At 68.7% G+C, this 23,182-nt stretch carries 19 protein-coding genes; 13 read left to right on the forward strand and 6 right to left on the reverse strand.

Features of this window, described 5'->3' with window-relative positions; translation table 11 throughout:
- Nucleotides 1–16: 16 nt before the first annotated feature.
- Nucleotides 17–430: a hypothetical protein gene (locus tag ACAG20_RS16730; protein WP_205868829.1), complete on the forward strand. Its 414-nt coding sequence runs from the start codon at nucleotides 17–19 to the stop codon at nucleotides 428–430.
- A 67-nt stretch (nucleotides 431–497) separates the two neighbouring features.
- Nucleotides 498–3,125 (forward strand): bifunctional FO biosynthesis protein CofGH, encoded by a 2,628-nt coding sequence (locus tag ACAG20_RS16735; protein WP_370493371.1) that lies wholly within the window; start codon nucleotides 498–500, stop codon nucleotides 3,123–3,125.
- Between the two features lie 34 nt (nucleotides 3,126–3,159).
- Here ACAG20_RS16735 and ACAG20_RS16740 read toward each other — a convergent pair whose 3' ends face one another.
- Both ACAG20_RS16740 and ACAG20_RS16745 read right to left on the reverse strand, forming a co-directional pair.
- Nucleotides 3,160–5,172, reverse strand: a complete 2,013-nt coding sequence (locus ACAG20_RS16740; protein WP_370493411.1) for an FAD-dependent oxidoreductase — start codon at nucleotides 5,170–5,172, stop codon at nucleotides 3,160–3,162.
- A 26-nt stretch (nucleotides 5,173–5,198) separates the two neighbouring features.
- Nucleotides 5,199–5,744 (reverse strand): PadR family transcriptional regulator, encoded by a 546-nt coding sequence (locus tag ACAG20_RS16745; protein WP_112684723.1) that lies wholly within the window; start codon nucleotides 5,742–5,744, stop codon nucleotides 5,199–5,201.
- 166 nt (nucleotides 5,745–5,910) lie between these two features.
- Here ACAG20_RS16745 and dapC point away from each other — a divergent pair, with 166 nt between their 5' ends.
- The 4 genes from dapC (at nucleotide 5,911) to ACAG20_RS16765 (ending at nucleotide 10,388) form a co-directional block, all read left to right on the forward strand.
- Nucleotides 5,911–7,020 carry a succinyldiaminopimelate transaminase gene (gene dapC / locus ACAG20_RS16750; RefSeq protein ID WP_370493412.1) on the forward strand — a complete coding sequence of 370 codons (1,110 nt, stop codon included), beginning with the start codon at nucleotides 5,911–5,913 and terminating at the stop codon, nucleotides 7,018–7,020.
- Nucleotides 7,021–7,413: 393 nt separating this feature from the next.
- A complete protein-coding gene (locus ACAG20_RS16755; protein ID WP_370493372.1) occupies nucleotides 7,414–8,538 on the forward strand; it encodes a PPE family protein in 1,125 nt (374 codons plus the stop codon).
- A 353-nt stretch (nucleotides 8,539–8,891) separates the two neighbouring features.
- Nucleotides 8,892–9,191 carry a PE family protein gene (locus ACAG20_RS16760; RefSeq protein ID WP_112684690.1) on the forward strand — a complete coding sequence of 100 codons (300 nt, stop codon included), beginning with the start codon at nucleotides 8,892–8,894 and terminating at the stop codon, nucleotides 9,189–9,191.
- Nucleotides 9,192–9,200: 9 nt separating this feature from the next.
- Nucleotides 9,201–10,388 carry a PPE family protein gene (locus ACAG20_RS16765; RefSeq protein ID WP_370493373.1) on the forward strand — a complete coding sequence of 396 codons (1,188 nt, stop codon included), beginning with the start codon at nucleotides 9,201–9,203 and terminating at the stop codon, nucleotides 10,386–10,388.
- A 13-nt stretch (nucleotides 10,389–10,401) separates the two neighbouring features.
- On the opposite strand, the gene ACAG20_RS16770 is transcribed toward ACAG20_RS16765, so the two are convergent.
- Nucleotides 10,402–11,295: a DUF1524 domain-containing protein gene (locus ACAG20_RS16770; RefSeq protein ID WP_370493374.1), complete on the reverse strand. Its 894-nt coding sequence runs from the start codon at nucleotides 11,293–11,295 to the stop codon at nucleotides 10,402–10,404.
- Between the two features lie 100 nt (nucleotides 11,296–11,395).
- Here ACAG20_RS16770 and ACAG20_RS16775 point away from each other — a divergent pair, with 100 nt between their 5' ends.
- Nucleotides 11,396–12,298, forward strand: a complete 903-nt coding sequence (locus ACAG20_RS16775; protein WP_370493375.1) for a pseudouridine-5'-phosphate glycosidase — start codon at nucleotides 11,396–11,398, stop codon at nucleotides 12,296–12,298.
- Between the two features lie 148 nt (nucleotides 12,299–12,446).
- Nucleotides 12,447–14,168, forward strand: a complete 1,722-nt coding sequence (ctaD, locus tag ACAG20_RS16780; protein WP_370493376.1) for a cytochrome c oxidase subunit I — start codon at nucleotides 12,447–12,449, stop codon at nucleotides 14,166–14,168.
- 43 nt (nucleotides 14,169–14,211) lie between these two features.
- Here ctaD and ACAG20_RS16785 read toward each other — a convergent pair whose 3' ends face one another.
- Nucleotides 14,212–14,940, reverse strand: coding sequence for a helix-turn-helix transcriptional regulator (locus ACAG20_RS16785; protein ID WP_370493377.1), 729 nt, complete (start codon nucleotides 14,938–14,940; stop codon nucleotides 14,212–14,214).
- Nucleotides 14,941–15,071: 131 nt separating this feature from the next.
- On the opposite strand from ACAG20_RS16785, the gene ACAG20_RS16790 reads away from it, so the two are divergent.
- The gene (locus tag ACAG20_RS16790) at nucleotides 15,072–16,487 is read left to right on the forward strand and encodes an acyl-CoA synthetase (RefSeq protein WP_370493378.1); all 1,416 of its coding nucleotides are present in this window, start codon (nucleotides 15,072–15,074) and stop codon (nucleotides 16,485–16,487) included.
- 40 nt (nucleotides 16,488–16,527) lie between these two features.
- Nucleotides 16,528–16,815 carry a hypothetical protein gene (locus tag ACAG20_RS16795; protein ID WP_112684670.1) on the forward strand — a complete coding sequence of 96 codons (288 nt, stop codon included), beginning with the start codon at nucleotides 16,528–16,530 and terminating at the stop codon, nucleotides 16,813–16,815.
- 15 nt (nucleotides 16,816–16,830) lie between these two features.
- On the opposite strand, the gene ACAG20_RS16800 is transcribed toward ACAG20_RS16795, so the two are convergent.
- A complete protein-coding gene (locus ACAG20_RS16800) occupies nucleotides 16,831–17,538 on the reverse strand; it encodes a TetR/AcrR family transcriptional regulator (protein ID WP_370493379.1) in 708 nt (235 codons plus the stop codon).
- 109 nt (nucleotides 17,539–17,647) lie between these two features.
- On the opposite strand from ACAG20_RS16800, the gene ACAG20_RS16805 reads away from it, so the two are divergent.
- Both ACAG20_RS16805 and ACAG20_RS16810 read left to right on the forward strand, forming a co-directional pair.
- On the forward strand, nucleotides 17,648–18,073 hold the full coding sequence (locus ACAG20_RS16805) for an MmpS family transport accessory protein (protein WP_112684666.1): 426 nt from the start codon (nucleotides 17,648–17,650) through the stop codon (nucleotides 18,071–18,073).
- Complete coding sequence (locus ACAG20_RS16810) at nucleotides 18,070–20,970, forward strand: RND family transporter (protein ID WP_370493380.1); 2,901 nt, start codon at nucleotides 18,070–18,072, stop codon at nucleotides 20,968–20,970. The genes ACAG20_RS16805 and ACAG20_RS16810 overlap by 4 nt, the downstream gene beginning before the upstream one ends.
- Nucleotides 20,971–21,035: 65 nt before the next feature.
- On the opposite strand, the gene dapD is transcribed toward ACAG20_RS16810, so the two are convergent.
- Complete coding sequence (dapD, locus tag ACAG20_RS16815; protein ID WP_370493413.1) at nucleotides 21,036–21,998, reverse strand: 2,3,4,5-tetrahydropyridine-2,6-dicarboxylate N-succinyltransferase; 963 nt, start codon at nucleotides 21,996–21,998, stop codon at nucleotides 21,036–21,038.
- A gap of 103 nt (nucleotides 21,999–22,101) precedes the next feature.
- Between dapD and dapE the strand changes: the two genes are divergently transcribed.
- On the forward strand, nucleotides 22,102–23,178 hold the full coding sequence (dapE, locus tag ACAG20_RS16820) for a succinyl-diaminopimelate desuccinylase (protein ID WP_370493381.1): 1,077 nt from the start codon (nucleotides 22,102–22,104) through the stop codon (nucleotides 23,176–23,178).
- Nucleotides 23,179–23,182: the final 4 nt, after the last annotated feature.

The raw sequence follows: 23,182 nt of genomic DNA on the forward strand, positions 1-23,182 counted from the left end.
GCTCACCGAGCCCGCGATGAACACCGATCCGCCGGGTCGTCGGGCCGTCGACTACTCGGTGCTGGCCCTGCTGGCCGTCGACGGCGTGCTCTGCGCCGTTTCCACCGCCCTGCTGCTGCCCGCGCACATCGGCGCGGTTCCGTTTCCGCTCAGCGCACTGGTGGGCGGCTTCGTCAATGCGGGTCTGCTGTGGGTCGCCCTGCGCTGCACGTCCTCGCTGCGGCTGGCCGCGCTGCCGCTGTGGACCTGGTTGCTGACGATCGCGCTGATGACCCTCGGCGGGCCGGGCGATGACCTGATCTTCGCCGACCGCGGCGTGATGGCCTACGGCGTGCTGTTGATGATCGTGCTGGGCAGCGCCCCGCCGGGGTGGCTGTTGTGGCGGCGTCGCCTGCAGCTGTCGGCTGGCCGGCCGGCCGGCGAACCCTGAGGACCGGGCGGGCGCGCCCTGCGCTCGTCGGGCCGGTTGGGGCGGCGACTACTGTGGCGCATATGGCATGCGCGAGATTCCGGGTGCGGGTGCGGCGCGGATGACGAACCCGTCGGCGCTGCGGCGAGTCCTGCGGCGGGCCCGCGACGGTGTGCTCCTCAACGTCGAGGAAACCGCTATCGCGATGAGTGCCCGCGGTCCCGATCTGGCTGACCTGTGCGCCAGTGCGGCCCGGGTCCGCGACGCCGGCCTGGTCTCGGGCGGCCGGCGCGGGCCGGGTGGCAGGCTGCCGGTCAGCTACTCGCGCAAGGTGTTCATCCCGGTCACGCACCTGTGCCGGGACACCTGCCATTACTGCACTTTCGTCACCGTCCCCGGCGTGCTGCGGGCGCAGGGCAAGCAGATGTATCTGGGGCCCGACGAGATTCTCGAGATCGCCCGCCGAGGCTCCCAAATGGGGTGCAAGGAAGCGCTGTTCACCCTCGGGGACCGGCCCGAGGAGCGCTGGCCCGAAGCGCGGCAGTGGCTCGACGAGCGGGGCTATGACAGCACGCTGGCCTACGTGCGAGCCATGGCGATCCGGGTGCTGGAGGAGACCGGCCTGCTGCCGCACCTGAATCCCGGGGTGATGAGCTGGTCGGAGATGTCGCGGCTCAAGCCGGTGGCACCGTCCATGGGCATGATGCTGGAGAGCACCTCGCGGCGGCTGTTCGAGACCAAGGGTCAGGCACACTACGGCAGCCCCGACAAGGATCCGGCGGTACGGCTGCGCACCCTGGCCGATGCGGGCCGCCTCTCGATCCCGTTCACCACCGGCCTGCTGGTCGGCATCGGCGAGACGCTGGCCGAACGCGCCGACACCGTGCACGCGATCCGCAAGGTGCACAAAGAGTTCGGCCACATCCAAGAAGTGATCGTGCAGAACTTCCGGGCCAAAGAGCACACCGCGATGGCGTCGACGCCGGACGCCGGCTTCGAGGAATTCCTGGCCACCGTGGCGGCGGCAAGACTGGTGCTGGGCCCGAAGATGCGGGTGCAGGCGCCGCCCAACCTGGTCTCGACCCAGGAGTGTCTGGCGCTGATCGGCGCCGGGGTCGACGATTGGGGCGGGGTGTCGCCGCTGACCCCCGATCATGTCAACCCAGAGCGGCCCTGGCCGGCGCTGGACGAGCTGGCCGCCGTCACCGAGCAGGCCGGCTACGACCTGGTACAGCGGCTCACCGCGCAGCCCGATTACGTGCAGGCCGGTGCGGCGTGGATCGACCCGAGGGTGCGCCCGCACGTCGCGGCGCTGGCTGACCCGGACACCGGGTGGGCGCGCGACGTCAACCCGGTCGGGCTGGCCTGGCAGGAACCCGACGAGGTGGTCTCCGCCGGCCGGGTGGACCTGCACACCGCCATCGACGTCGACGGCCGCGCCACCGAGACACGCAGTGATCTGGGTAGCGCCTTCGGGGACTGGGAGTCGATCCGCGAACAGATCCACCAACTGGCCGCCCGCGCCCCCGAACGCGTCGACACCGATGTGCTGGCCGCGTTGCGCTCAGCCGAACGCGATCCGGCCGGCTGCACCGACGCCGAGTATCTGGCGCTGGCCACCGCGGACGGTCCGGCACTGGAAGCCGTTGCCGCCCTGGCTGATTCATTGCGGCGCGAGGTTGTCGGCGATGACGTCACCTATGTGGTCAACCGCAATATCAACTTCACCAACATCTGTTATGTCGGCTGCCGGTTCTGCGCGTTCGCCCAGCGCAAGGGCGATGCCGACGCCTTCTCGCTGTCGAATGCCGAGGTCGGCCAACGCGCCTACGAGGCGCACCTGGCCGGCGCCACCGAGGTCTGCATGCAGGGCGGGATCGACCCGGAGCTGCCCGTCACCGGTTATGCCGATCTGGTGCGGGCGGTCAAGGAGCGGGTGCCGTCGATGCACGTGCACGCCTTCTCGCCGATGGAGATCACCAACGGGGTGTCCAAGAGCGGCTTGAGTATTCGGGAGTGGCTCACCAGCCTGCGCGAGGCCGGCTTGGGCAGCATCCCGGGCACCGCCGCGGAGATTCTCGACGACGAGATCCGCTGGGTGCTGACCAAGGGCAAGTTGCCGACCTCGATGTGGGTCGAGGTCGTCACCACCGCGCACGAGGTCGGGTTGCGGTCGAGTTCGACGATGATGTACGGCCACATCGATTCGCCGCGCCATTGGATCGGGCACTTGCGGGTGCTGCGCGACATTCAGGACCGCACCGGCGGATTCACCGAGTTCGTGCCGCTGCCGTTCGTGCATCAGAGCTCGCCGCTGTACCTGGCCGGCGGCGCGCGGCCCGGCCCGAGTCACCGCGACAACCGTGCGGTGCACGCGTTGGCCCGGATCATGCTGCACGGGCGCATCCCCAACATCCAGACCAGCTGGGTCAAGCTGGGGGTGGAGCGCACCCAGGTGATGCTCAACGGCGGCGCCAACGATCTGGGCGGCACCCTGATGGAGGAGACCATTTCCCGGATGGCGGGCTCCGAGCACGGCTCGGCCAAGACCATCGCCGAACTGGTGGGCATCGCCGAGGGCATCGGCCGCCCGGCCCGCCAGCGCACCACCGACTACGCGCCCCTCCACCCGGGAGCTGGGGGCACCACCCACCCGCGAGCTGGGGGCACCACCCACCCGCGAGCGTGCGCGTCCCCGGCCGACACGCCGGGCTGACAGCCGGATTTACGCACGGTCGCCGGCGGGTGGACTACAGGCGCGCGGCCAGCTCGGTGCCCTGTTTGATCGCCCGCTTGGCGTCCAGCTCGGTCGCCAGCGCGGCCCCGCCGATGACGTGCGGGCGCATCCCGTGTTGCCGCAAGCCGCCCTCGAGGTCGCGCACCGATTCCTGCCCGGCGCAGATCACCACGTTGTCAACCGCCAGTAGCCGCGGGCGCGACCTTTTGCGGCCGTAGCTGATGTGCAAGCCGTCGTCATCGATGCGCTCATAGTTCACCCCGGAAAGCTGTTGGACGCCTTTGGCTTTCAGCGATGCCCGGTGTACCCATCCGCTGGTCTTGCCGAGGTTGCGGCCTTGTGCGCCCGCCGTCCGTGCCAACAGGTACACCTGCCGGGCCGGCGGTGCCGGATCCGGTGGCATCACCGCCCCCCGGGCGTCCCACGGGTCGGCGGCGCCCCATTCGGCCCGCCACTCTTTGAGGTTCAGTGTCGGCGAGGACTCCGGGTTCGGCACGACCAGGAATTCGCTGACGTCGAATCCGATTCCGCCGGCGCCGATCACCGCCACCGCCTCGCCCACCGGCCGGCCGTTGATCGCGTCGGCATACGACAGCACCATCGGATGCTCGATACCGGGAATCTGCGGGATTCGCGGCTTCACGCCGGTGGCCAGGATCACCTCGTCGAAATCGGTCAATTCCTCGACATTCGCGCGACTACCCAATCGCACGGTCACCGCATACTTGTCGAGCATCGTGGTGTAGTAGCGGATCGTCCCGGCGAACTCCTCCTTGCCGGGTATCCGCTTGGCCAGGTCGAATTGGCCGCCGATGAACTCGTTGGCCTCGAACAGCGTCACTTCGTGGCCGCGTTCGGCAGTCGTCACCGCCGCCGACAGCCCGGCCGGCCCGGCGCCGACGACCGCGATGCGCCGGCGGCGCCGTGCGGGGCGCAGGACCAGCGTGGTCTCATGGCCGGCCCGCGGATTGACCAGGCACGAGACCTTCTTGTGCATGAAGGCATGGTCCAGGCAGGCCTGGTTGCAGGCGATGCAGGTGTTGATCTCGTCGGCCCGGCCGGCTGCGGCCTTGCGCACCCAGTCGGGGTCGGCCAGCATCGGGCGGGCCATCGATATCAGCTGGACCGAGGTCTCGGCGAGGATCTGTTCGCCGGCCTGCGGCATGTTGATCCGGTTGGACGCCACCACCGGGATCGTGACGTGATCGGCCACCGCGTGGGAGATGTCGACGAACGCGCTGTTGGGGACCGACGTGACGATGGTCGGCACCCGGGCCTCGTGCCAGCCGAAGCCGGAGTTGATCATGGTGGCCCCGGCGTCCTCGACCTCGGTCGCCAGCGCGAGGACCTCGTCCCAGCTCTGCCCCTCCTCGACGTAGTCGGCCAGCGACATCCGGTAGCAGATGATGAAGTCGGAACCCACCGCCGCACGACTACGCGCGACCACCTGCACCGGGAAGCGGCGCCGGTTGGCGGCGGTCCCGCCGTAGTCATCGGTGCGGTTATTGGTGCGCGGCGCCAGGAATTGGTTCAGCAGATACCCTTCGCTGCCCATGATCTCGACACCGTCATAGCCGGCCTCGCGGGCCAGCTCGGCCGCCCGGGCGAAGTCGTCGATGGTCGAGTCGACTCCCCGCGACGAGAGTGCGCGCGGCCGGAACGGGTTGATCGGTGCCTTGATCGCCGAGGCGCTGACCGAAAACGGATGGTAGGCATAGCGTCCCGCGTGCAGCACCTGGAGCAGGATCTTGCCGCCCGCGTCGTGGACGGCGTCGGTGACGCGGCGGTGTCGGCGGGCATCGGCGGAGCTGACCATCGCCGAGGCGAACGGCAGCAGCCAGCCGGTCCGGTTCGGGGCGTAGCCGCCGGTGATGATCAATCCCACGCCGCCGCGGGCGCGTTCGGCGAAGTACTCGGCCAGCTTGCCGATGTCGGCGGCCCGGTCCTCCAGGCCGGTGTGCATCGAACCCATCACCACCCGGTTGTCCAGGGTGGTGAACCCGAGATCCAACGGGGACAACAGCATCGGGTAGGGATTGCTGGATCGCGTCGTCACAGTGCCGCCTTCACCTCGTCGAGCCAGTCGATGGCGCTTTCCTCGGCCCGGATGCCGCCGCGCAACACCAGGTACTGGTGCAGCGCGGCCCCCGACAGCGAGCCGGGGTCCGGGAACTGCTTCTTCTCCAGGGCGCGGTAGACCTCGAGGCGCGCGGAACGCTCGGCGCGCAACGTGACGGCCTGCTCGCGCACCGCGGCGGCGTCGCCATAGCCGGCGCCGCGGATCTTGACCGCCAGCTCACGCAGCCGGTTGTCCACGATCGAGCTGCCGCGACCGGCGAGCGGCGCGGCGAGCCAACGTGCCAACTCGTGACGGCCGGCCTCGGCGACGGTGTAGACCTTCTTGTCCGGGCGGCCGCGTTGGGCGACCTCGGTGGCGGCCACCCAGCCGTCGGCTTCCATGCTGCGCAGCGTGCGATAGATCTGCTGGTGGGTGGCGCTCCAGAAGTAGCCGATCGAACGATCGAATCGGTTGGCGAGTTCATAACCGGAGCCGGCCTGCTCGGATAGCGACACCAGGATCGCGTGGGGAAGGGCCACGACGGCGAGCATAGGCAGCCGGCGCCAGCTATGCAACTAGTTGCAGTGCAACTGCGTGCATAGCTACGGTTGTGCTGGTCGGCGGCGCGCCGTCCCGCCGCGGCTACTATCAGGAACCGATGAATCCGCCGCCGCCCCGCCGCCCCGCCGCAGCCCCGTGAGTCCCGTGTATGGCGGCAGATCGGCCGCGCTGCCGACTTTCCCCTGGGACACGCTCGCCGATGTGACGGCGCTGGCCAAGGCCCACCCTGACGGCATCGTCGACTTGTCGGTCGGCACCCCCGTCGACCCGGTCGCCCCGGTCATTCGCGACGCGTTGGCGGCGGCCTCCTCGGCGCCGGGATATCCGACCACCGCCGGCACACCGGCCCTGCGGGCCTCGGCGGTCGCGGCGCTGGCCCGCCGCTACGGCATCACCGGCGTCGCGGAGTCGGCGGTACTGCCGGTGATCGGCACCAAGGAGCTCATCGCCTGGCTGCCGACCCTGCTCGCGCTCGGCGGCGACGACGTGGTGGTGGTACCCGAATTGGCGTATCCCACCTACGAGGTGGGGGCCCGGCTCGCCGGAGCATCGTGGGTGCGCAGTGACGCGCCGCAGCACCTCGACGGCGCGCCCCCGGCCCTGGTGTACCTGAACTCGCCGAGCAACCCGACCGGAGCCATCCTGACCGCCGGTGAGCTGCGCGCCCTGGTCGGCTGGGCCCGGCAGAACGGGGTGCTGCTGGTCTCCGACGAGTGCTATCTGGGGCTGGGCTGGGACGACCCGGCACCGCGGTCGGTGCTGCACCCGCAGGTGTGCGACGGCGACCACACCGGCCTGCTGGCGGTGCACTCGTTGTCGAAAACGTCGTCGCTGGCCGGCTACCGGGCCGGATTCGTCGCGGGCGACGCTGCGGTGGTGGCCGAACTGCTCGCGGTGCGCAAACACGCCGGGATGATGGTCCCGACCCCGGTGCAGGCGGCGATGGCTGCCGCCCTCGACGACGACGAGCACGAACACCAGCAGCGCGACCGGTATGCGCGCCGCCGTGAGCTGTTGCTGCCGGGGCTGCGTGCGGCGGGATTCACCGTCGACCACTCCCAGGGCGGGCTGTACCTGTGGGCCACCCGCGGCGAAGCCTGCCGACAGACCCTCGGATGGCTGGCCGAGCGCGGCATCCTCGTCGCGCCCGGCGAGTTCTACGGGCCGTCCGGCGCCGAGCACGTCCGGGTGGCGCTGACCGCCCCCGACGAGCGCATCGCCGCGGCGGTCGACCGGCTCGATCCGGACCGCTAGGCCGCACTACCGACCAGCGCGTCGCTCCGGTCACCCGGGTTTAGCGGCTGCGAGATTCTATCTGCGTCCAGCCGCTCGGGGCCGGCATGTCGCCGCGGACGAGCCTGGCCCGCGAGCTGCCGCCACAACGAGCATTGCCGCAGCTGGAAGCCGTACAACAGGCTCGCCGCGTGGCCGACGCAGACCTCGGTCGCGAACGGGCATCCGCCGGGGTGTCGCCGGGCGAACGCCGTCGCCGGCCGGCGGGAGGTGCGCGGTCGTCGTCTAGCCTCGCCTCAAACCGCCGGGCCGTGGACGGCGACCCAGGGCTCTGCCAAAGATGAGCTCCGTTGCCCATGAAAAGCCGAGGGATGACGGGGATCGGTCCGCCGATATGCGCGAAGGGTTGTGGTGATGGACTTCGGAGCATTTCCGCCGGAAATCAATTCCGCGCGAATGTATTCCGGAGCCGGATCGGCGCCGTTGCTGGCGGCGGCGACCGCGTGGAGCGCTGTCGGGAACGAACTGAATTCGGCGGCCGAGCTCTACCGATCGCTGATCTCCCGGATCGTCGAGGCCTCGTGGTGGGGGCCGTCCGCGACGGCGATGCTGACAGCGGTAGGCCCCTACGTGTCGTGGATGGCCGCGACCGCCACCGAAGCCGAGCGGGCCGCCGACTACACCCGTGCCGCTGCGGGCGCGTATGAGATCGCCTACGCGGCAACGATCCCCCCGAGCGAGGTCGCGGCCAATCGCGGCCTGCTGGCCCTGCTCGTGGCGACGAATCTGCTGGGGCAGCACAGCCCCGCGATCGCGGCCACTGAGGCGCGCTACGCCGAGATGTGGGCACAGGACGCCGTGGCGATGTACGGCTACGCGGCGGCGTCGCGGGTCGCCGCGATGGTGACACCCTTCCAGACGCCACCGGAGACCACTGCCGCGGGCGGCGAGGAACGCCAGCGGGACGCGGTGACACGAGCCGTGGGATCGGCTGCCCAACAGCACGTCTCGAACGATCTGGTAGAGACCATCCGGCAATGGCTGCAGCACCTCGCCACATCGCCGTCGCAGTATGCGGTAGGGGAGGACCTCAAAGCGAACCTGCCGCAGATACTGAAAAGCTCCACCAGCACCGTGCAGATCGTCCAGCGACTGGCCTCGACCCCGACGAACATCATGAACATCGCCAAGGGGATCTTGCCGCCCGCCTCCAGCGCCACCGCTGCGCCGCCGGCGCCCAGTGGGCCGATCCCGCCGGTGACGGCCGGCGCCGGCGGAGTGCCCGCAGCGAGTTTCGGACGAGCAGGCGCCGTCGGCCGGTTGTCGGTGCCCCCCAGTTGGTCCGGCGCCGTCACCGAGACGACTCTGCAGCCCCTGCCGCCGCCCGCTGCCGCCGCCTCGTCCGTCGAGAGCCAGCCTCGGGGGATATTGCGGGGGATACCGATCAGCGGCGGGGGTGCCGCTCGCCGCAGCGACGGCTACGTCAACCGATACGGCTTCCGGTACAGCGTATTGACGCGCCATCCGGCCGGTGGCTGACCGACCGGTCTCTTCCGGCGTCGCCGCCTGGCCCACTTGCGTTGCGCTGTAGCCGAATCCGACGTCGGCCGATACGAGAGTTTAACCGCGGCGGGATTCTTTTTCTCACACCGCAAACCGAGCGGTGATCAACGGCCGATGCGTTTCGGTCTTCGGGCGGCGTTTGCGGTGGTCAGGGCGCTTGACTGACACCCGCGGGCCGAAGGTGAATGCCCGGCTGCGTGCGAACGACGCCGCGGTGCGGTGGTTGCGTGGCCCAGCGCCGGTAACAGCACGCTCGAAGAATCTCCTAGTCTCACAATCAGCGAGATTCGTGAAGTGCCATGGCGCAGACAATGATCAGGAGGTGACAGATGTCGTTCGTCAACACCCAGCCGGAAGCATTGACCAGCGCTGCCAGTGAACTGCGGGGCATCGGATCGGTGGTAACGGCACAGAACATGGCAGCCGCCGGACCGACCACGGTGTTGCCGCCGGCGGCGGCCGACGAGGTGTCGGCGTTGACAGCGGCGCTGTTCTCCGCTCACGCACAGGCATACCAAGAGGTCAGTGCTCAAGCCGCCGCTATCCACGAGGCATTCGTGCGGACATTGGCGCTCAGCTCCGAGTCGTATGCGGCAACCGAGGCGGTCAACGCCGCTGCGGCAAGTTAGCTCACGACAATGGATTTCGGGGCGCTGCCGCCGGAGGTCAACTCGGCGCGAATCTATTCCGGGGCAGGCTCGTCGCCGCTGATCGCTGCCGCGTCGGCCTGGAGCAGGCTGGCCGCCGAACTGACCTCGGCTGCCGCCGGTTACGAGGCGATCGTGACGCGCCTGGCCGGCGAGGATTGGCTTGGGCCGTCATCGGCCTCGATGGCGCAAGCGGTCGCGCCATACGTGGAGTGGATGAATGCCACCGCGGCGCGGGCCGAGCTGGCCGCAACGCGGGCCCGGGAGGCCGGCGCGGCCTACGACTCTGCCGTGGCGGCCACGGTGCATCCTGCCGATGTCGACGCCAACCGCATCCAGCTGTCGTCGCTGTTGTCGACAAACGTTCTGGGACAGAACACCCCGGCGATCGCGGTGACCGAGGCCGACTACGGCGAGATGTGGGCGCGTGATGCCGCCGCCATGTACCAGTACGCCGGTGAGTCGGCATCGGCGTCGCAGGTGGCGCCGTTCAGCGGTCCGGACCAGACCACCACCGGCAATTCACCGTCCTCGCAACTGGTTTCCGCGGTCCAGTTGGCATTGGCGAGCTTGACCTCACCGGCCTCGTCGGCGGCCGGTGCAGCGGGTGCGTCGACGTCACCGTTAGATGACATGCTGGGCGATCTCTACGCCATGGTGGGCCTGAAGTACACCCCCGAAAGTCCGATAGCCAACCTGCTCGCGCCGTGGACGTCCTATGTCGCCCCGGCGCAAAGCAGCATCGCGATAGCGCACTTCTCCACGGGTGCGGTCAACAGCGGGGTCTCGTTGTCCAAGGCACTGGCGCCGGCTGCCTCGGCGGCAAAGGCTGCCGGGGACGGCGCCAAGGCGGCCGCGGGAGCGTTGCCCGCGGCGCTGCCTGCCGCCGGCTTGGCGGCCCCGATCGGTGGCGGAGCGCCGGTGGCAGCCGCGTTGGGCAATGCCGCGGCGGCCGGGCGCCTGTCGGTGCCGGCCGGCTGGGCCGGGGTCGGCCCGCCAGCGGGCGCGGTCCCGCCGATTCCGATCAGCACCGTCTCCGCCATCAGCCCGGATGTGGAGGGTTCGGGAAATCTGCTGGGCGGGATGCCGCTGGCCGGTGCCGGGGCCGGCGGCAGGGGAGTCGGTCCCCGGTATGGATTTGCGCCCAAGGTGATGGCGCGCCCGTTCTCCGCCGGGTGACAGGTGCGGCAGGCTACTCGCAGGCGATGCCGTCGCCGTCGCCGTCCAGTCCGGGCCGATAGCCGGGCTGGCCGGCCAGGATCGGCGCGACGCCGGCGGCCCGGGCGGCGGCGCAGTTCGGGAAATACACCGGCAGGCCGTCGGTCGAGCCGACGAACGGCACCGGTTCGGCCGGAGGCTGCTCGGTCGTGGGTTCACTCTCCGGTGGGGCTTGCTGGTCGGCGGGCGCGCCGCAGTCGCCGGTCAGGATGCGCGCGATCGCATCATGTTCTGCCTGGGTGACCCACAGCCCGTAGCCGGACTTCACCTCCACGATGCGCGAGACGTACTCGCAGCGGTAGGACTTGTTGGGCGGCAACCAGGTTGCGGCGTCACCGTCACCTTTCTGATAGTTGATCGGGCCGCTGGTGGCCTGCAGGTTCAGCGGGTCGTTGGCGAAGTTGCGGCGAGTCGGCTCGTCCCACTGTTGGGCGCCCTTCTGCCAGGCGTCCGACAACGCCACGACGTGGTCGATCTGCACCGCCCGGGAGGTGCCACGGCCGCGCTGAAAGGCGATCGCGGTACCGGTGTAGGGATCGTGGAGAACCCCGGAGAGCACCACGCAATCGTTGGTGCCCGGCTTGATCTCGATGTCGACCAGGTCGCGGCGCAGGATGTCGTTGCGGGTGTCGCAGCCGTTGTGTCCGCCCGGCACCGTGACGTCATCGCTCCAGGCTTGCCCGAACAGCGCGCGGTCATAGCCGGTCTTGGCGGCACGGCCCTTGATCGGCAGCGCGTCGAGCTTGGCCAGTGCGGCCGAGCCGCCGGCCACCACCGGGTCGGCCGGCGCGGGGGCGGCCGACGTGCCGATCAGCAGGGCCGCCGCGACCACGGCGTAGCCCAGCCACCTGCGTCGCTGGTCGACCACGGCACCTCCGGAGTCTTGATGTGCTGGCGCGGACGTTAGCAGCCTGCTCCGACAGGATCGGCGGGCGCGAAGCGGCAGCCGGTCGCCATAAGGTGAGACGGTGCGCATCCATCCCGAAGTCGCCGATGCGCTGGCCGCTGGTCGCGCCGTGGTGGCGCTGGAGAGCACGATCATCACGCATGGCCTGCCCCGCCCGGACAACCTGCGCGTCGCCCGTGAGATCGAGCAGGCGGTGCGCTCGACAGGAGCGGTACCGGCCACCATCGCCGTCCTCGGTGGCCGAGCGCAGATCGGGCTCGACGGCGAAGCGCTGCACCACCTCGCCACCGCCGGTAGGGCGGTCAAGGCCAGCGTCCGCGACTTAGCGATGCTGGCCGCCGCCGGTGGCGACGGCGCGACCACGGTCGCCTCGACCGCGCATCTGGCCGCGGCGGCGGGCATCGTGGTGTTCGCCACCGGCGGACTGGGCGGGGTACACCGCGGGGCGCGCGCGAACTTCGACGAGTCCGCGGATTTGACGACGCTGTCGCGCACACCGGTGCTGGTGGTGTGTTCGGGCGTCAAATCGATCCTGGACATCGGTGCGACGCTGGAGCGCCTGGAGACCCTGGGGGTGGGCGTGATCGGATACCGCACCGACCGGTTCCCCGCCTTCTATCTCGCCGACTCCGGGTTCCCGATCGACTGGCAGGTGCACACCCCGGCGCAGGTCGCCGCGGTGTTGCGTGCCCGCGCCGGGTTGCGCACCGAGGGCTACGGGCTGATTCTGGCCAATCCGGTCGACGCCGATGCCGAACTGGATCGCGCGCTGCACGACCGGGTGCTCGCCGACGGGTTGACCGCCGCCGAGGCGGCCGGGGTACGCGGCAAAGACGTCACCCCCTTCCTGCTCGATCACTTCCACCGCGGCACTCGCGGCGCGTCGGTCGCGACCAATGTCGCGCTGGTGCTGGCCAATGCCCGGCTGGCCGGGAAGGTCGCGGTCGCCTATGCGTCCGGGTGAGCGGCCAGGGTTAGCGGCCGACGCGTCGCGCTGATTTCCCGTACCATAGGTCGTTATATCCGCTGGTCTGGCCGGCACGCGCTGTCGACGGGGCTACGACTTCGGCGGGAGGCGTGCCGATGGCAGATGTGGTCAGTCGGGGTGCCGCATGAGCCTGACGAGCATTCCCGGCAAGCAACTGTTGCCGCTGCGCCCGTATCCGCCCAGGGTCGGGCCCCGCGGGGCGCTGGTCTACCGGGTGATCGCCACCACCGACCACAAGCTGATCGGCATCTTGTACATGGTGACCACGTTCAGCTTCTTTTTGATCGCCGGTCTGATGGCCCTGCTGATGCGCACCGAGTTGGCCGCGCCGGGCCTGCAGTTTCTGTCCAACGAGCAATACAACCAGCTGTTCACCATGCACGGCACCATCATGTTGCTGCTGTATGCCACCCCGATCGTGTTCGGCTTCGCCAACCTGGTGCTGCCGTTGCAGATCGGGGCGCCGGACGTGGCCTTCCCACGGCTCAACGCCTTCAGCTACTGGCTGTATCTGTTCGGCGCGCTGATCGTCGTCGCCGGGTTCCTGACGCCGGGCGGTGCCGCGGATTTCGGCTGGACCGCTTACGCGCCGCTGAGCGGCGTCGTCCATGCCCCCGGCGCCGGGGCCGACCTGTGGATCATGGGGCTGGCGGTCTCCGGATTGGGCACCATCCTGAGCGCGGTGAACATGATCACCACCGTGGTCTGCATGCGCGCCCCCGGGATGACGATGTTCCGGATGCCGATCTTCACCTGGAACGTGCTGATCACCTCGATCATGGTGCTGATCGTCTTCCCGCTGCTGACCGCGGCCCTGCTCGGCCTGGCCGTCGACCGGCACCTGGGCGGGCACATCTACGACTCCGCCAACGGCGGCGAGCTGCTATGGCAACACCTGTTCTGGTACTTCGGCCACCCCGAGGTGTACATCGTTGCGTTGCCGTTCTTCGGCATCGTCACCGAGATCTTCCCGGTGTTCGCCCGCAAGCCGGTGTTCGGCTATAGCCAGATGGTGTACGCGACCATGAGCATCGCCGGCCTGTCGACGGCGGTGTGGGCGCACCACATGTTCGCCACCGGCGCAGTCCTGTTGCCGTTCTTCGCGTTCATGAGCTTCATGATCGCGGTGCCGACGGGCATCAAGTTCTTCAACTGGATCGGCACGATGTGGCGGGGCCAGATGACGTTCGAGACACCGATGCTGTTCTCGCTCGGGTTCGCGGTGACGTTCCTGGCCGGCGGGCTGACCGGGGTGATGCTGGCCAGTCCGCCGCTGGATTTCCACGTCCACGACACCTATTTCGTGGTGGCACACTTTCACTACGTGCTGTTCGGCACCATCGTGTTCTCGACTTTCGCCGGGATCTACTTCTGGTTCCCGAAGATGACCGGACGACTGCTCGATGAGCGGCTGGGCAGACTGCACTTCTGGCTGACGTTCATCGGCTTCCACACCGCGTTCCTGGTGCAGCACTGGCTGGGCAACATGGGGATGCCGCGCCGTTACGCCGATTACCTGTCCACCGACGGGTTCCAGCCGTTCAACATCGTCTCCACCGTCGGGGCATTCATCCTGGCGGCATCGATGCTGCCGTTCCTGTGGAACGTGTTCCGCAGTTGGCGCTACGGCGAGGTCGTGACCGTCGACGATCCGTGGGGCTACGGCAACTCGCTGGAGTGGGCGACCAGTTGCCCGCCGCCGCGGCACAACTTCACCGAACTGCCCCGGATCCGTTCGGAGCGGCCGGCATTCGAACTGCACTACCCGCACATGGTGCCGCGGCTCCGCGACGAGCTGCACATCGGGCGCCGTCAGGTCGCCGAGCCGCTGGGATCGCGCGACTGATCGTGCCGATGGCAGCCGGTGGGCGGGATCGGTCCGGGTCCGGTCAGCGACCGATCACCCTGGCGATGCACAACTCCGGCTCGACGAACGGATCCAACTCGGCGTGCAGCGCAGTGTTTTCGCCGCCGTCCGCATCGGTGCTGAGCAGTCCGCGCAGCAGACCGAGGTGCATGGCGCAGCTGACTTCGGGATGGGAGCGCGCCAGGTCGCGGACCGGGCAGGCGTGCAGCCGGATCGCGCACTCGCGGTGGCCGTCGCCGACGGCGGCCGGCGCGGTGATCTCCGGGCCGAACCCCATTCGCTCGAAGGTGTCGGCGATTCGGCCGGTGCGGTCGTCGAGGGCCGGTGTGCCGTTCCGGACGCCGTCAGCGGAGCCTTCGGAGACGTCCTGGGCCATGATCCTGCCGGCCCAGCGCCGGCCGGCTCGTTCGGCGCGCTGCCGGCGCTCGGCGGCGGTGTCGCCGAGTTCCATCGCGAGGATCTCGGCCAGACCCCGGTAATCCAGCCGGTCGCGCACCGCGACGTAGCCGGTGCGGGGGCGCCCGACGCCGTCCCGCTTGATCCGGGTGCGCGCGACCGAGCCGTCCTCACACAGTGCGTCGAGGTGGAACCGCACGGTGGTGACGTGTAAGCCCATCTGGGTGGCGATCTCGGAGGCATCCACCGCGCCGGTGGCGCTGGTGACCAGTCGCAGCACCCGTTCCCGCTGCTGGTTGCGCGGCAACCGCCGGGTGCGATTGGCCCCGCGCCGCTGTTTGGACTGGTCGTGCATCGGTGTGCCTCTCGTGATCCGGTCACCATAAATTTAATGGAACAAGCTCATTGATACCAGCTACAACGGTGGCTGGTGGGCCGGCAAAGCGGCCAACGCCGGCCGGGCAGGCAACCGGTAACGTCCCCTGGGTGTTGCTGACCTCGCTGGATACCCACGTCGACGATATCGCCGATGCGGTACGCATCGACAACACCACGCTGAGCCGGGCCGATCTGCGCGCTGCGGCGGCGGCGGCGCTCGAAGACCTCGGCGGGGCGGGGCGGGTGGCGGTGCTGGCCACCCCGACGGCGTCGACGGTGCTCGCAGTCGCCGGTTGTCTGCTCGCCGGGTTGCCGGTGGTCCCGGTCCCAGCCGACGTCGGCGTCGCCGAACGTGCCCACATCCTGCGTGACTCGAACGCGCAAGCCTGGCTGGGGGAGCGGCCCACCGAACTCGCCGGCCTGCCGCATGTGCCGGTACGGCGCGGCGCCGGATCGGCTCAGCCGCCCCCCGAACCGGCGGGTGCATGCGACGCCGCGCTGGTCATCTACACCTCCGGCACCACCGGCCCGCCCAAGGGTGTGCAGTTGAGTCGGCGGGCGCTGGCAGCGGACCTGGACGCGCTGGCCCAGGCTTGGCAGTGGAGCCCCGAGGATGTGTTGGTCCACGGCCTGCCGATGTATCACGTGCACGGCCTGGTGCTGGGACTGCTGGGCTCACTGCGGGTCGGCAACCGCTTCGTGCACACCGGCAAGCCGACGCCGCAGGCCTATGCGCAAAGCTGCACTGAGCTGGGCGGCACGCTGTATTTCGGGGTGCCCACCGTGTGGTCGCGGGTGGTGGCCGATGCCGGTGCCGCCGAAGCGCTGCGGCCGGCCCGGCTGCTGGTCTCGGGCAGTGCGGCGCTGCCGGTTCCGGTGTTCGACGCGCTCGTCGCCAGGACCGGCCACCAGCCCATCGAGCGTTACGGCAGCACCGAATCGCTGATCACGGTGAGCACCCGGGTTGACGGCGAACGCAGACCCGGCTGGGTGGGGTTGCCGTTGCAGGGGGTGCAGACCAGGCTCATCGGCGAGGACGGCGAGCCGGTCCCCCACGACGGGGCGACCATCGGGCGACTGGCGGTGCGTGGACCGACCTTGTTCGATGGCTACCTCAACCTGCCCGAGGCGACCGCGGCGGCCTTCGACGCCGACGGCTGGTACCGCACCGGGGATGTCGCGGTCATCGACGCCGAAGGGATGCACCGGATCGTCGGCCGCGAATCGGTGGACCTGATCAAGACCGGCGGCTTCCGGGTCGGGGCCGGCGAGATCGAGACCGCGCTGCTCGGTCATCCCGCGGTGGCCGAGGTGGCCGTCGTCGGACTGCCCGACGAGGATCTGGGCCAGCGCATCGTCGCGTTCGTCGTCGCCGCCCCAGACCACACCGCGACCTCCGACGAGCTGATCAACTACGTCGGGCAACAACTGTCGGCCCACAAACGCCCGCGCGAGGTGCGGATGGTGGATGCGCTGCCGCGCAACGCAATGGGAAAGGTACTCAAGAAGGCGTTGCTGCCGTAGGCTCGCGCTTGCGCGAACCGAAACCAGAAGGAGTGGCGCTGTGAAAAATTGGACTCTTTCCGTCGGCGCACTCCTGGCCGGCGCGGCATTCCTGCTCGGTGGCTGCTCGGAGGTCAGCAAAGTCGTCAACAAGGGCGGCGACACCACCTGTCAGGAGTTCAACAGCCACGACGACGAGAAGCAGCGCTCGGAAGTCTCCAAGATGCTCAAGGACAAGAACGGCAACGAGCCGTCCAACATGGAGTTGTCCGCGACGCGGGTGGCGGTCAGCGCCTACTGCAAGACCATCGGCAAGGACAGCGACAAGATCAGCAACGCGATGCTGTAGCCGTCGGCGGCACGTTCAATCGCGGTCGGGATGACCGCTGAGACGGTCGGCACCGGGGCCGGCTGGTTCCCAGGTCCGCATCGCGGCGTCGACGCCGTCGTCGTCCAGCGCGGCCACCGATAGCGGCAATTGGTCAGTGCGGTAACGCATCCCGTCGAGGAGTAGGGCCACATAGCGCCGCCACAGGTCGGCGTCGACGTGGCCGGCGAACTCGCTGACCGTGCCGGCCAGCAGCCCGAAGATGGGCATGTCGGTATCGGACAGTTCGGGACGCAGCCGGCCGTCGGCCCGCGCGCGCTCCACGAGCCGTTTCAGGATCGGGACAAGCCGCTCCTGGGCGGCGGTCACCCGATCGCCGCCATAGGTCTTGCTGAAGGCGATCTCCCGCAATCCGCGGTCGGTCGCGGTGAGCTGACACATCTGCTCGACGTACCATACGAACCCTTGCCATGGGTCTGGTTGGCGCAGAGCCGATTCCGCCAAGTCGGCCAGCTGATGGAGACCGTCGGCGAAGATCGCCTCGAATAGTTCCTCCTTGGTGGCGAACCTGCGGTACACGGTGCCGACTCCCACGCCCGCGTGGTGTGCGACGTCATTGAGGTTGGGCTCGAGCCCCTTGCGGGCAAACAGATCTCGGGCGGCCTCCAGGACCCGCTTGCGATTGCGCTCGGCGTCCTTGCGCAGCGGGCGGCCCGTTGTGTTACTCGCGCTCACACCGGCCAAGTGTAATGCGCGCAACAAAAAAACGGATTGACTGAATCCACTTATATAGTTAGCTTGGCTACTCGGAGAGACGCAGGGCTGCCCCGGGCCGACGTCGGGAAAGGTGACGATGATAAGGCTGCTAGGCCGGGTGTGGCTGCCCGTCTTGATCGTGATCGCGGTGGGCGCGGGTGTCATCGCAGTCGCCCAGCTGCGGACGGTGTTCGGTGCGCATCCGGTCGTGGTGACCGACATCTCCTCGGATAACGCCGAGGACTTCAACCCGAAGTTCGTCACCTATGAAGTCTTCGGCTCGGGCAGCAGCGCCGTCATCAATTACATGGACCTCGAGGGCAAGCCCCAGCGCGTCACGAGCGCGGCGCTGCCCTGGACGCTGACACTGGAGACCACGTTGCCCTCGGTGATGCCCAACATCCTGGCTCAGAGTGACGGTGACAGCATCAGCTGCCGGGTCACCGTCGACGACGAGATCAAACAGGAACGGACCGCTACCGGATTCAATGCCGAGACCTTCTGCTTTGTGAAGGCCGCATGACCGCGCCGACGGACGACCGGCCGGCCGAGGCCATCGCGCAGCCTCGTCACGCCGAGCGTCCGCTGATTCCCCGGCTCATCCGACGGTTCGCAGTGCCGATCATCCTGGCGTGGATCGCTCTCATCGCCGCCCTGAATATTGTTGTGCCGCAGCTAGAAGAGGTCGGCAAGCTGCGTGCGGTGTCGATGAGCCCCAACGATGCGCCGTCGATGATCGCCACCAAGCGGGTCGGCAAGGTGTTCGAAGAGTACGACACCAGCAGCTCGGTGATGGTGGTGCTCGAAGGCGACGAGCCGTTGGGCGGCGAGGCGCACGAATTCTACGATCGCATGGTTCGCGAGCTGCGCGCCGACACCGCCCATGTGCAGCATGTGCAAGACTTCTGGGGCGACACGCTGACTGCCAAGGGCGCCCAGAGCGCGGACGGCAAGGCCGCCTACGTTCAGGTCTACATCTCCGGTGATCAAGGTGAGACGCTGGCGAACGAGTCGGTGGATGCGGTGCGCCACATCGCATCCCAGGGCCCCACTCCCGCCGGGGTGAAGGCCTACGTCACCGGTCCCGCGGCCACCAGCACCGACCAGAACCACGTCGGCGACGCGAGTATGAAGCTCATCGAGCGGCTCACCTTCGCCGTGATCACGGTGATGTTGTTGACCGTCTACCGATCCGTCATCACCACACTGATCGTGCTCGCCATGGTCTTACTTGAGCTGTCCGGCGCCCGGGGGGTGGTGGCATTCCTGGGTTACCACAACGTGTTCGGTCTGACGACCTTCGCCACCAACCTGCTGGTTACCTTGGCCATCGCTGCGTCCACCGACTACGCGATCTTCCTGATCGGCCGATACCAGGAGGCACGCAAGACCGGTGAGGACCGAGAATCCGCGTACTACAGCATGTTCGCAGGCACGGCGCATGTGGTGCTGGCATCGGGGCTGACTATCGCCGGGGCGACGCTGTGTCTGCACTTCACTCGGCTGCCGTACTTCCAGACGATGGGCATCCCGCTGGCGATCGGGATGGTGATCGTGGTCGCGGCAGCCTTGACGCTGGGGCCCGCAGTCATCTCGGTGTGCAGCCGCTTCGGCCGTGTGCTGGAGCCCAAGCGCATCAGCGCGGCCCGCGGATGGCACCGAGTCGGTACCTCGACGGTTCGCTGGCCGGGGGCGATCCTGGTGGTCGCCGTCGCGGCGTCGCTGATCGGCCTGCTGGCCCTGCCGGGTTACCACACGAACTACAACGACCGCATCTACCTGCCGGACGACGTCGCGGCCAACGTGGGCTACGCGGCGGCGACCCGGCACTTCTCCGAGGCAAAGATGAACCCGGACCTGATGATGATCGAAGCCGACCGGGATCTGCGCAACCCGGCAGATTTTCTGGTGATCGACAAGATCGCCAAGGCTCTCAAGAACGTGCACGGTATCGCCCAGGTGCAGACCATCACCCGCCCCGACGGTGACCCGATCAAGCACTCGACGATCCCCTACACCATCGGCCAGAGCGGTACCGCCGCGCTGATGAACAACGACTACATGCAGACCAACCTGGAGAACCTGCTCAGCCAGGCCGATGACCTGCAGGCCAGCATCGACTCGATGACCGAGATGATGAGGATTCAGACGGACCTGGCCGCGGTGTCGCAACGGATGGCCGACAAGATGGCGAAGACCTCCGACGACATCTCCGACATGCGGGACCACATGGCCGATTTCGACGATTTCTTCCGGGTGTTCCGCAACTACTTCTACTGGGAGCCGCACTGCTTCGACATTCCCATCTGCTGGGCGCTGCGATCGGTCTTCGACAGCCTGGACGGTATCGACACCATGTCCGGCGATTTCGACGACCTGGTTCCCGACATGCAACGCATGGCCGAGCTGATGCCGCAGATGGTCGCCGTGATGCCGGCGCAGATCCAGTCGATGAAAAACCAGAAGCAGACGTTGCTCAACCAGTACCAGGTGCAGAAGGCACAGCAGGACCAGAACATGGCCATGCAGGAGAATTCCACGGCGATGGGCGAGGCGTTCGATGCCGCCAAGAACGACGACTCGTTCTACCTGCCGCCGGAAGCCTTCGAGACCGCCGACTTCAAGCGGGGCATCAAACTGTTCATGTCACCCGATGGACATGCGGTGCGGTTCACCATCATTCACCAAGGTGATCCGTTGACCCCCGAGGGGACATCGCGCATCGACCCGCTCAAGGTCGCGGCGGCCGACGCCATCAAGGGAACGCCGCTCGAAGGCGCCCGGATCTACCTCGGCGGCAGTGCGGCGATGTTCCACGACATGCAGCAGGGCGCCAACTTCGACTTGTTGATCGTGGGGACGGCGGCACTGGTGCTGATCTTCGTCATCATGCTGGTGCTGACCCGCGCCGTGGTCGCCGCAACGGTGATCGTCGGCACGGTGGTGCTCAGTCTCGGCTCGGCGTTCGGTCTGTCGGTGGTGCTCTGGCAACACCTCGTCGGCATCCCGCTGCACTGGATGGTGCTTCCGATGTCGGTCATCATCCTGCTCGCCGTCGGAGCCGACTACAACCTGCTGCTGGTCGCGCGCATCCGGGAAGAGATCCACGCCGGTCTGCACACCGGGCTCATCCGCGCCATGGTCGGCACCGGTGCCGTGGTCACCGCTGCCGGTCTGGTGTTCGCCTTCACCATGGCCTCCATGGCCGTGAGCGCATTGATCGTGATCGGCCAGGTCGGCACGACCATCGGACTGGGCCTGCTCTTCGACACCTTGATCGTCCGGTCCCTGATGACACCGTCGATCGCCACCCTGCTCGGACGCTGGTTCTGGTGGCCGCAGATCGTGCGTCCACGCCCACGTCCGCAGCCCTGGCCGCAACCGGTCCAGCCCGCGAAGAAGGAGCAGGCGCTGGTCTGACGCGGCGGTTCAGCGAGCCTCGACGGAGGAGAGGGGAAGCTGGGACCGCCGTATGAACCCGGCCGCTAGTTGGCGTGCAGGTCCTCGTTGAGCGCGATGCCCTGACCGTCGCGGGCGACCACCTCGACGGCCCCGCTCGACGAATTGCGCCGGAACAACAGGTTATTGCCGCCGGCCAGCTCCCGGGCCTTGACCGTCGTGCCGTCGGGCATGGCGACCTTGGTGCCGGCGGTGACATAGAGTCCGGCCTCGACCACGCAGTCATCACCCAGCGGGATGCCCAGCCCGGAGTTCGCCCCCAGCAGGCAGCGCTGGCCGATCGAAATCACCTGGGTGCCACCGCCGGACAGCGTTCCCATGATCGACGCGCCGCCGCCGACGTCGGAGCCGTCACCGACCACCACACCCGCCGAGATGCGGCCCTCCACCATTGAGGTGCCCAGCGTGCCGGCGTTGAAGTTGACGAATCCCTCGTGCATCACCGTGGTGCCCGGCGCCAGGTGTGCGCCCAGGCGCACCCGGTCGGCGTCGGCGATGCGCACCCCGGACGGCAGCACGTAGTCGACCATCCGCGGGAACTTGTCCACGCCGTAGACGGTGACCGGACCGCGGCGCCGCAGCCGGGCTCGCACCGATTCGAAACCCTCGACCGCGCACGGCCCGTGATTGGTCCACACCACGTTGGTCAGCACACCGAACAACCCGTCGGCGTTGAGTCCGTGCGGGGCCACCAGTCGGTGCGACAGCAGATGCAGCCGCAGGTAGGCGTCGTAGGCGTCGGCGGCCTTGTCCGCCAGTGCACCGATCACGGTGCGCACCGCCACCGTCTCGGTGCCGCGGTCCTCGTCGGCGCCGACCAGCTCAACGAGGTGAGCCAGGTCGGCGGGCACGTCGGCAGCCGCCAAGCGGGTGGTGCCCGGGTCACCCTCACCGTCCAACGTCGGTGCAGGAAACCAGGTGTCGAGAACCGATCCGTCTGCGGCCAGCGTCGCCACGCCGACGCCCGAAGCTCCAGTCACGCCGGTCAGGCTACTTTCCCTCGGCGACCAGACGCAAAAGCCCCCTGCGCGCCCGAGAATTGGGGGCTTTCACGTCTGCTCGCGGGGAGAAGCGACCCGCTACGCTGGGGCCGTGCTGGACCTGCGCTCCGACCCGATTGCGCTGACCGCGGCGCTGGTCGACATCCCCAGTGAATCGCGGCACGAGGCACGAATCGCCGACGAGGTGGAAGCCGCGCTACGGGCCCAAACCTCCGGCTTCGAGATCATCCGCGACGGCGACGCGGTACTGGCTCGTACGCGGCTCGGGCGACCGACTCGGGTGCTGCTGGCCGGGCATCTGGACACCGTTCCGGCGGCCGGCAATCTGCCCAGCCGCCGCACCACCGAGGCGGAAGGTGATGTCCTGCACGGCTGCGGCACCGTCGACATGAAATCCGGCGACGCCGTCTTCCTGCACCTGGCCGCCACCATCGCCGAACCGGTACACGACCTGACCTGCGTCTTCTATGACTGTGAGGAGATCGACGCGGCCGCCAACGGACTGAACCGCATCGAACGCAACCTGCCGGATTGGCTGGTGGCCGACCTCGCCATCCTCGGTGAGCCCACCGGCGGCTTTATCGAGGCCGGCTGTCAGGGCACGTTGCGGGTCGTCGTCACCGCCGGCGGCACCCGGGCGCATTCGGCGCGGTCCTGGCTGGGCGACAACGCCATCCACAAACTGGGGGCGGTGCTCGACCGGCTCGCCGCCTATCGGCCGCGCAGCGTCGACATCGACGGCTGCGTCTACCGCGAGGGGCTCTCGGCGGTGCGTATCGACGGCGGGGTGGCCGGCAACGTGATTCCGGACGCGGCCAGTGTCACGGTGAACTTCCGCTTCGCGCCGGACCGCTCACCCGAGCAGGCGCTGACCCATGTGCGGGAGGTCTTCGACGGGCTCGACGTCGCGATCGACCAGACCGACGTCGCCGCCGGCGCCCTGCCCGGGCTCACCGCGCCCGCGGCGGCTGCCCTGGTGGCCGCCGCCGACGGTCAGGTGCGCGCCAAGTACGGCTGGACCGACGTCTCGCGGTTCGCCGCCCGCGGTGTTCCCGCGGTCAACTACGGGCCCGGCGACCCGAACCTGGCCCATTGCGTCGACGAGCGGGTGCCGGTCTCCCAGATCAGCGCGGTGACCGACCTGCTGCGACGGTTCCTCGCCGGCTAGGTGG

The sequence above is a fragment of the Mycobacterium sp. pW045 genome, assembly GCF_041287085.1.
Lineage (GTDB): Bacteria > Actinomycetota > Actinomycetes > Mycobacteriales > Mycobacteriaceae > Mycobacterium > Mycobacterium algericum_A.

Coding starts and splice junctions, on each gene's coding strand:
- ACAG20_RS16735 (WP_370493371.1), top strand. CDS start 498: ATGCGCGAGATTCCGGGTGCGGGTGCGGCGCGGATGACGAACCCGTCG.
- ACAG20_RS16785 (WP_370493377.1), bottom strand. CDS start 14,940: ATGCACGACCAGTCCAAACAGCGGCGCGGGGCCAATCGCACCCGGCGG.
- ACAG20_RS16810 (WP_370493380.1), top strand. CDS start 18,070: ATGACCGCGCCGACGGACGACCGGCCGGCCGAGGCCATCGCGCAGCCT.
- ACAG20_RS16740 (WP_370493411.1), bottom strand. CDS start 5,172: ATGCTGTTGTCCCCGTTGGATCTCGGGTTCACCACCCTGGACAACCGG.
- ctaD (WP_370493376.1), top strand. CDS start 12,447: ATGAGCCTGACGAGCATTCCCGGCAAGCAACTGTTGCCGCTGCGCCCG.
- ACAG20_RS16755 (WP_370493372.1), top strand. CDS start 7,414: ATGGACTTCGGAGCATTTCCGCCGGAAATCAATTCCGCGCGAATGTAT.
- ACAG20_RS16730 (WP_205868829.1), top strand. CDS start 17: ATGAACACCGATCCGCCGGGTCGTCGGGCCGTCGACTACTCGGTGCTG.
- ACAG20_RS16760 (WP_112684690.1), top strand. CDS start 8,892: ATGTCGTTCGTCAACACCCAGCCGGAAGCATTGACCAGCGCTGCCAGT.
- ACAG20_RS16805 (WP_112684666.1), top strand. CDS start 17,648: ATGATAAGGCTGCTAGGCCGGGTGTGGCTGCCCGTCTTGATCGTGATC.
- ACAG20_RS16765 (WP_370493373.1), top strand. CDS start 9,201: ATGGATTTCGGGGCGCTGCCGCCGGAGGTCAACTCGGCGCGAATCTAT.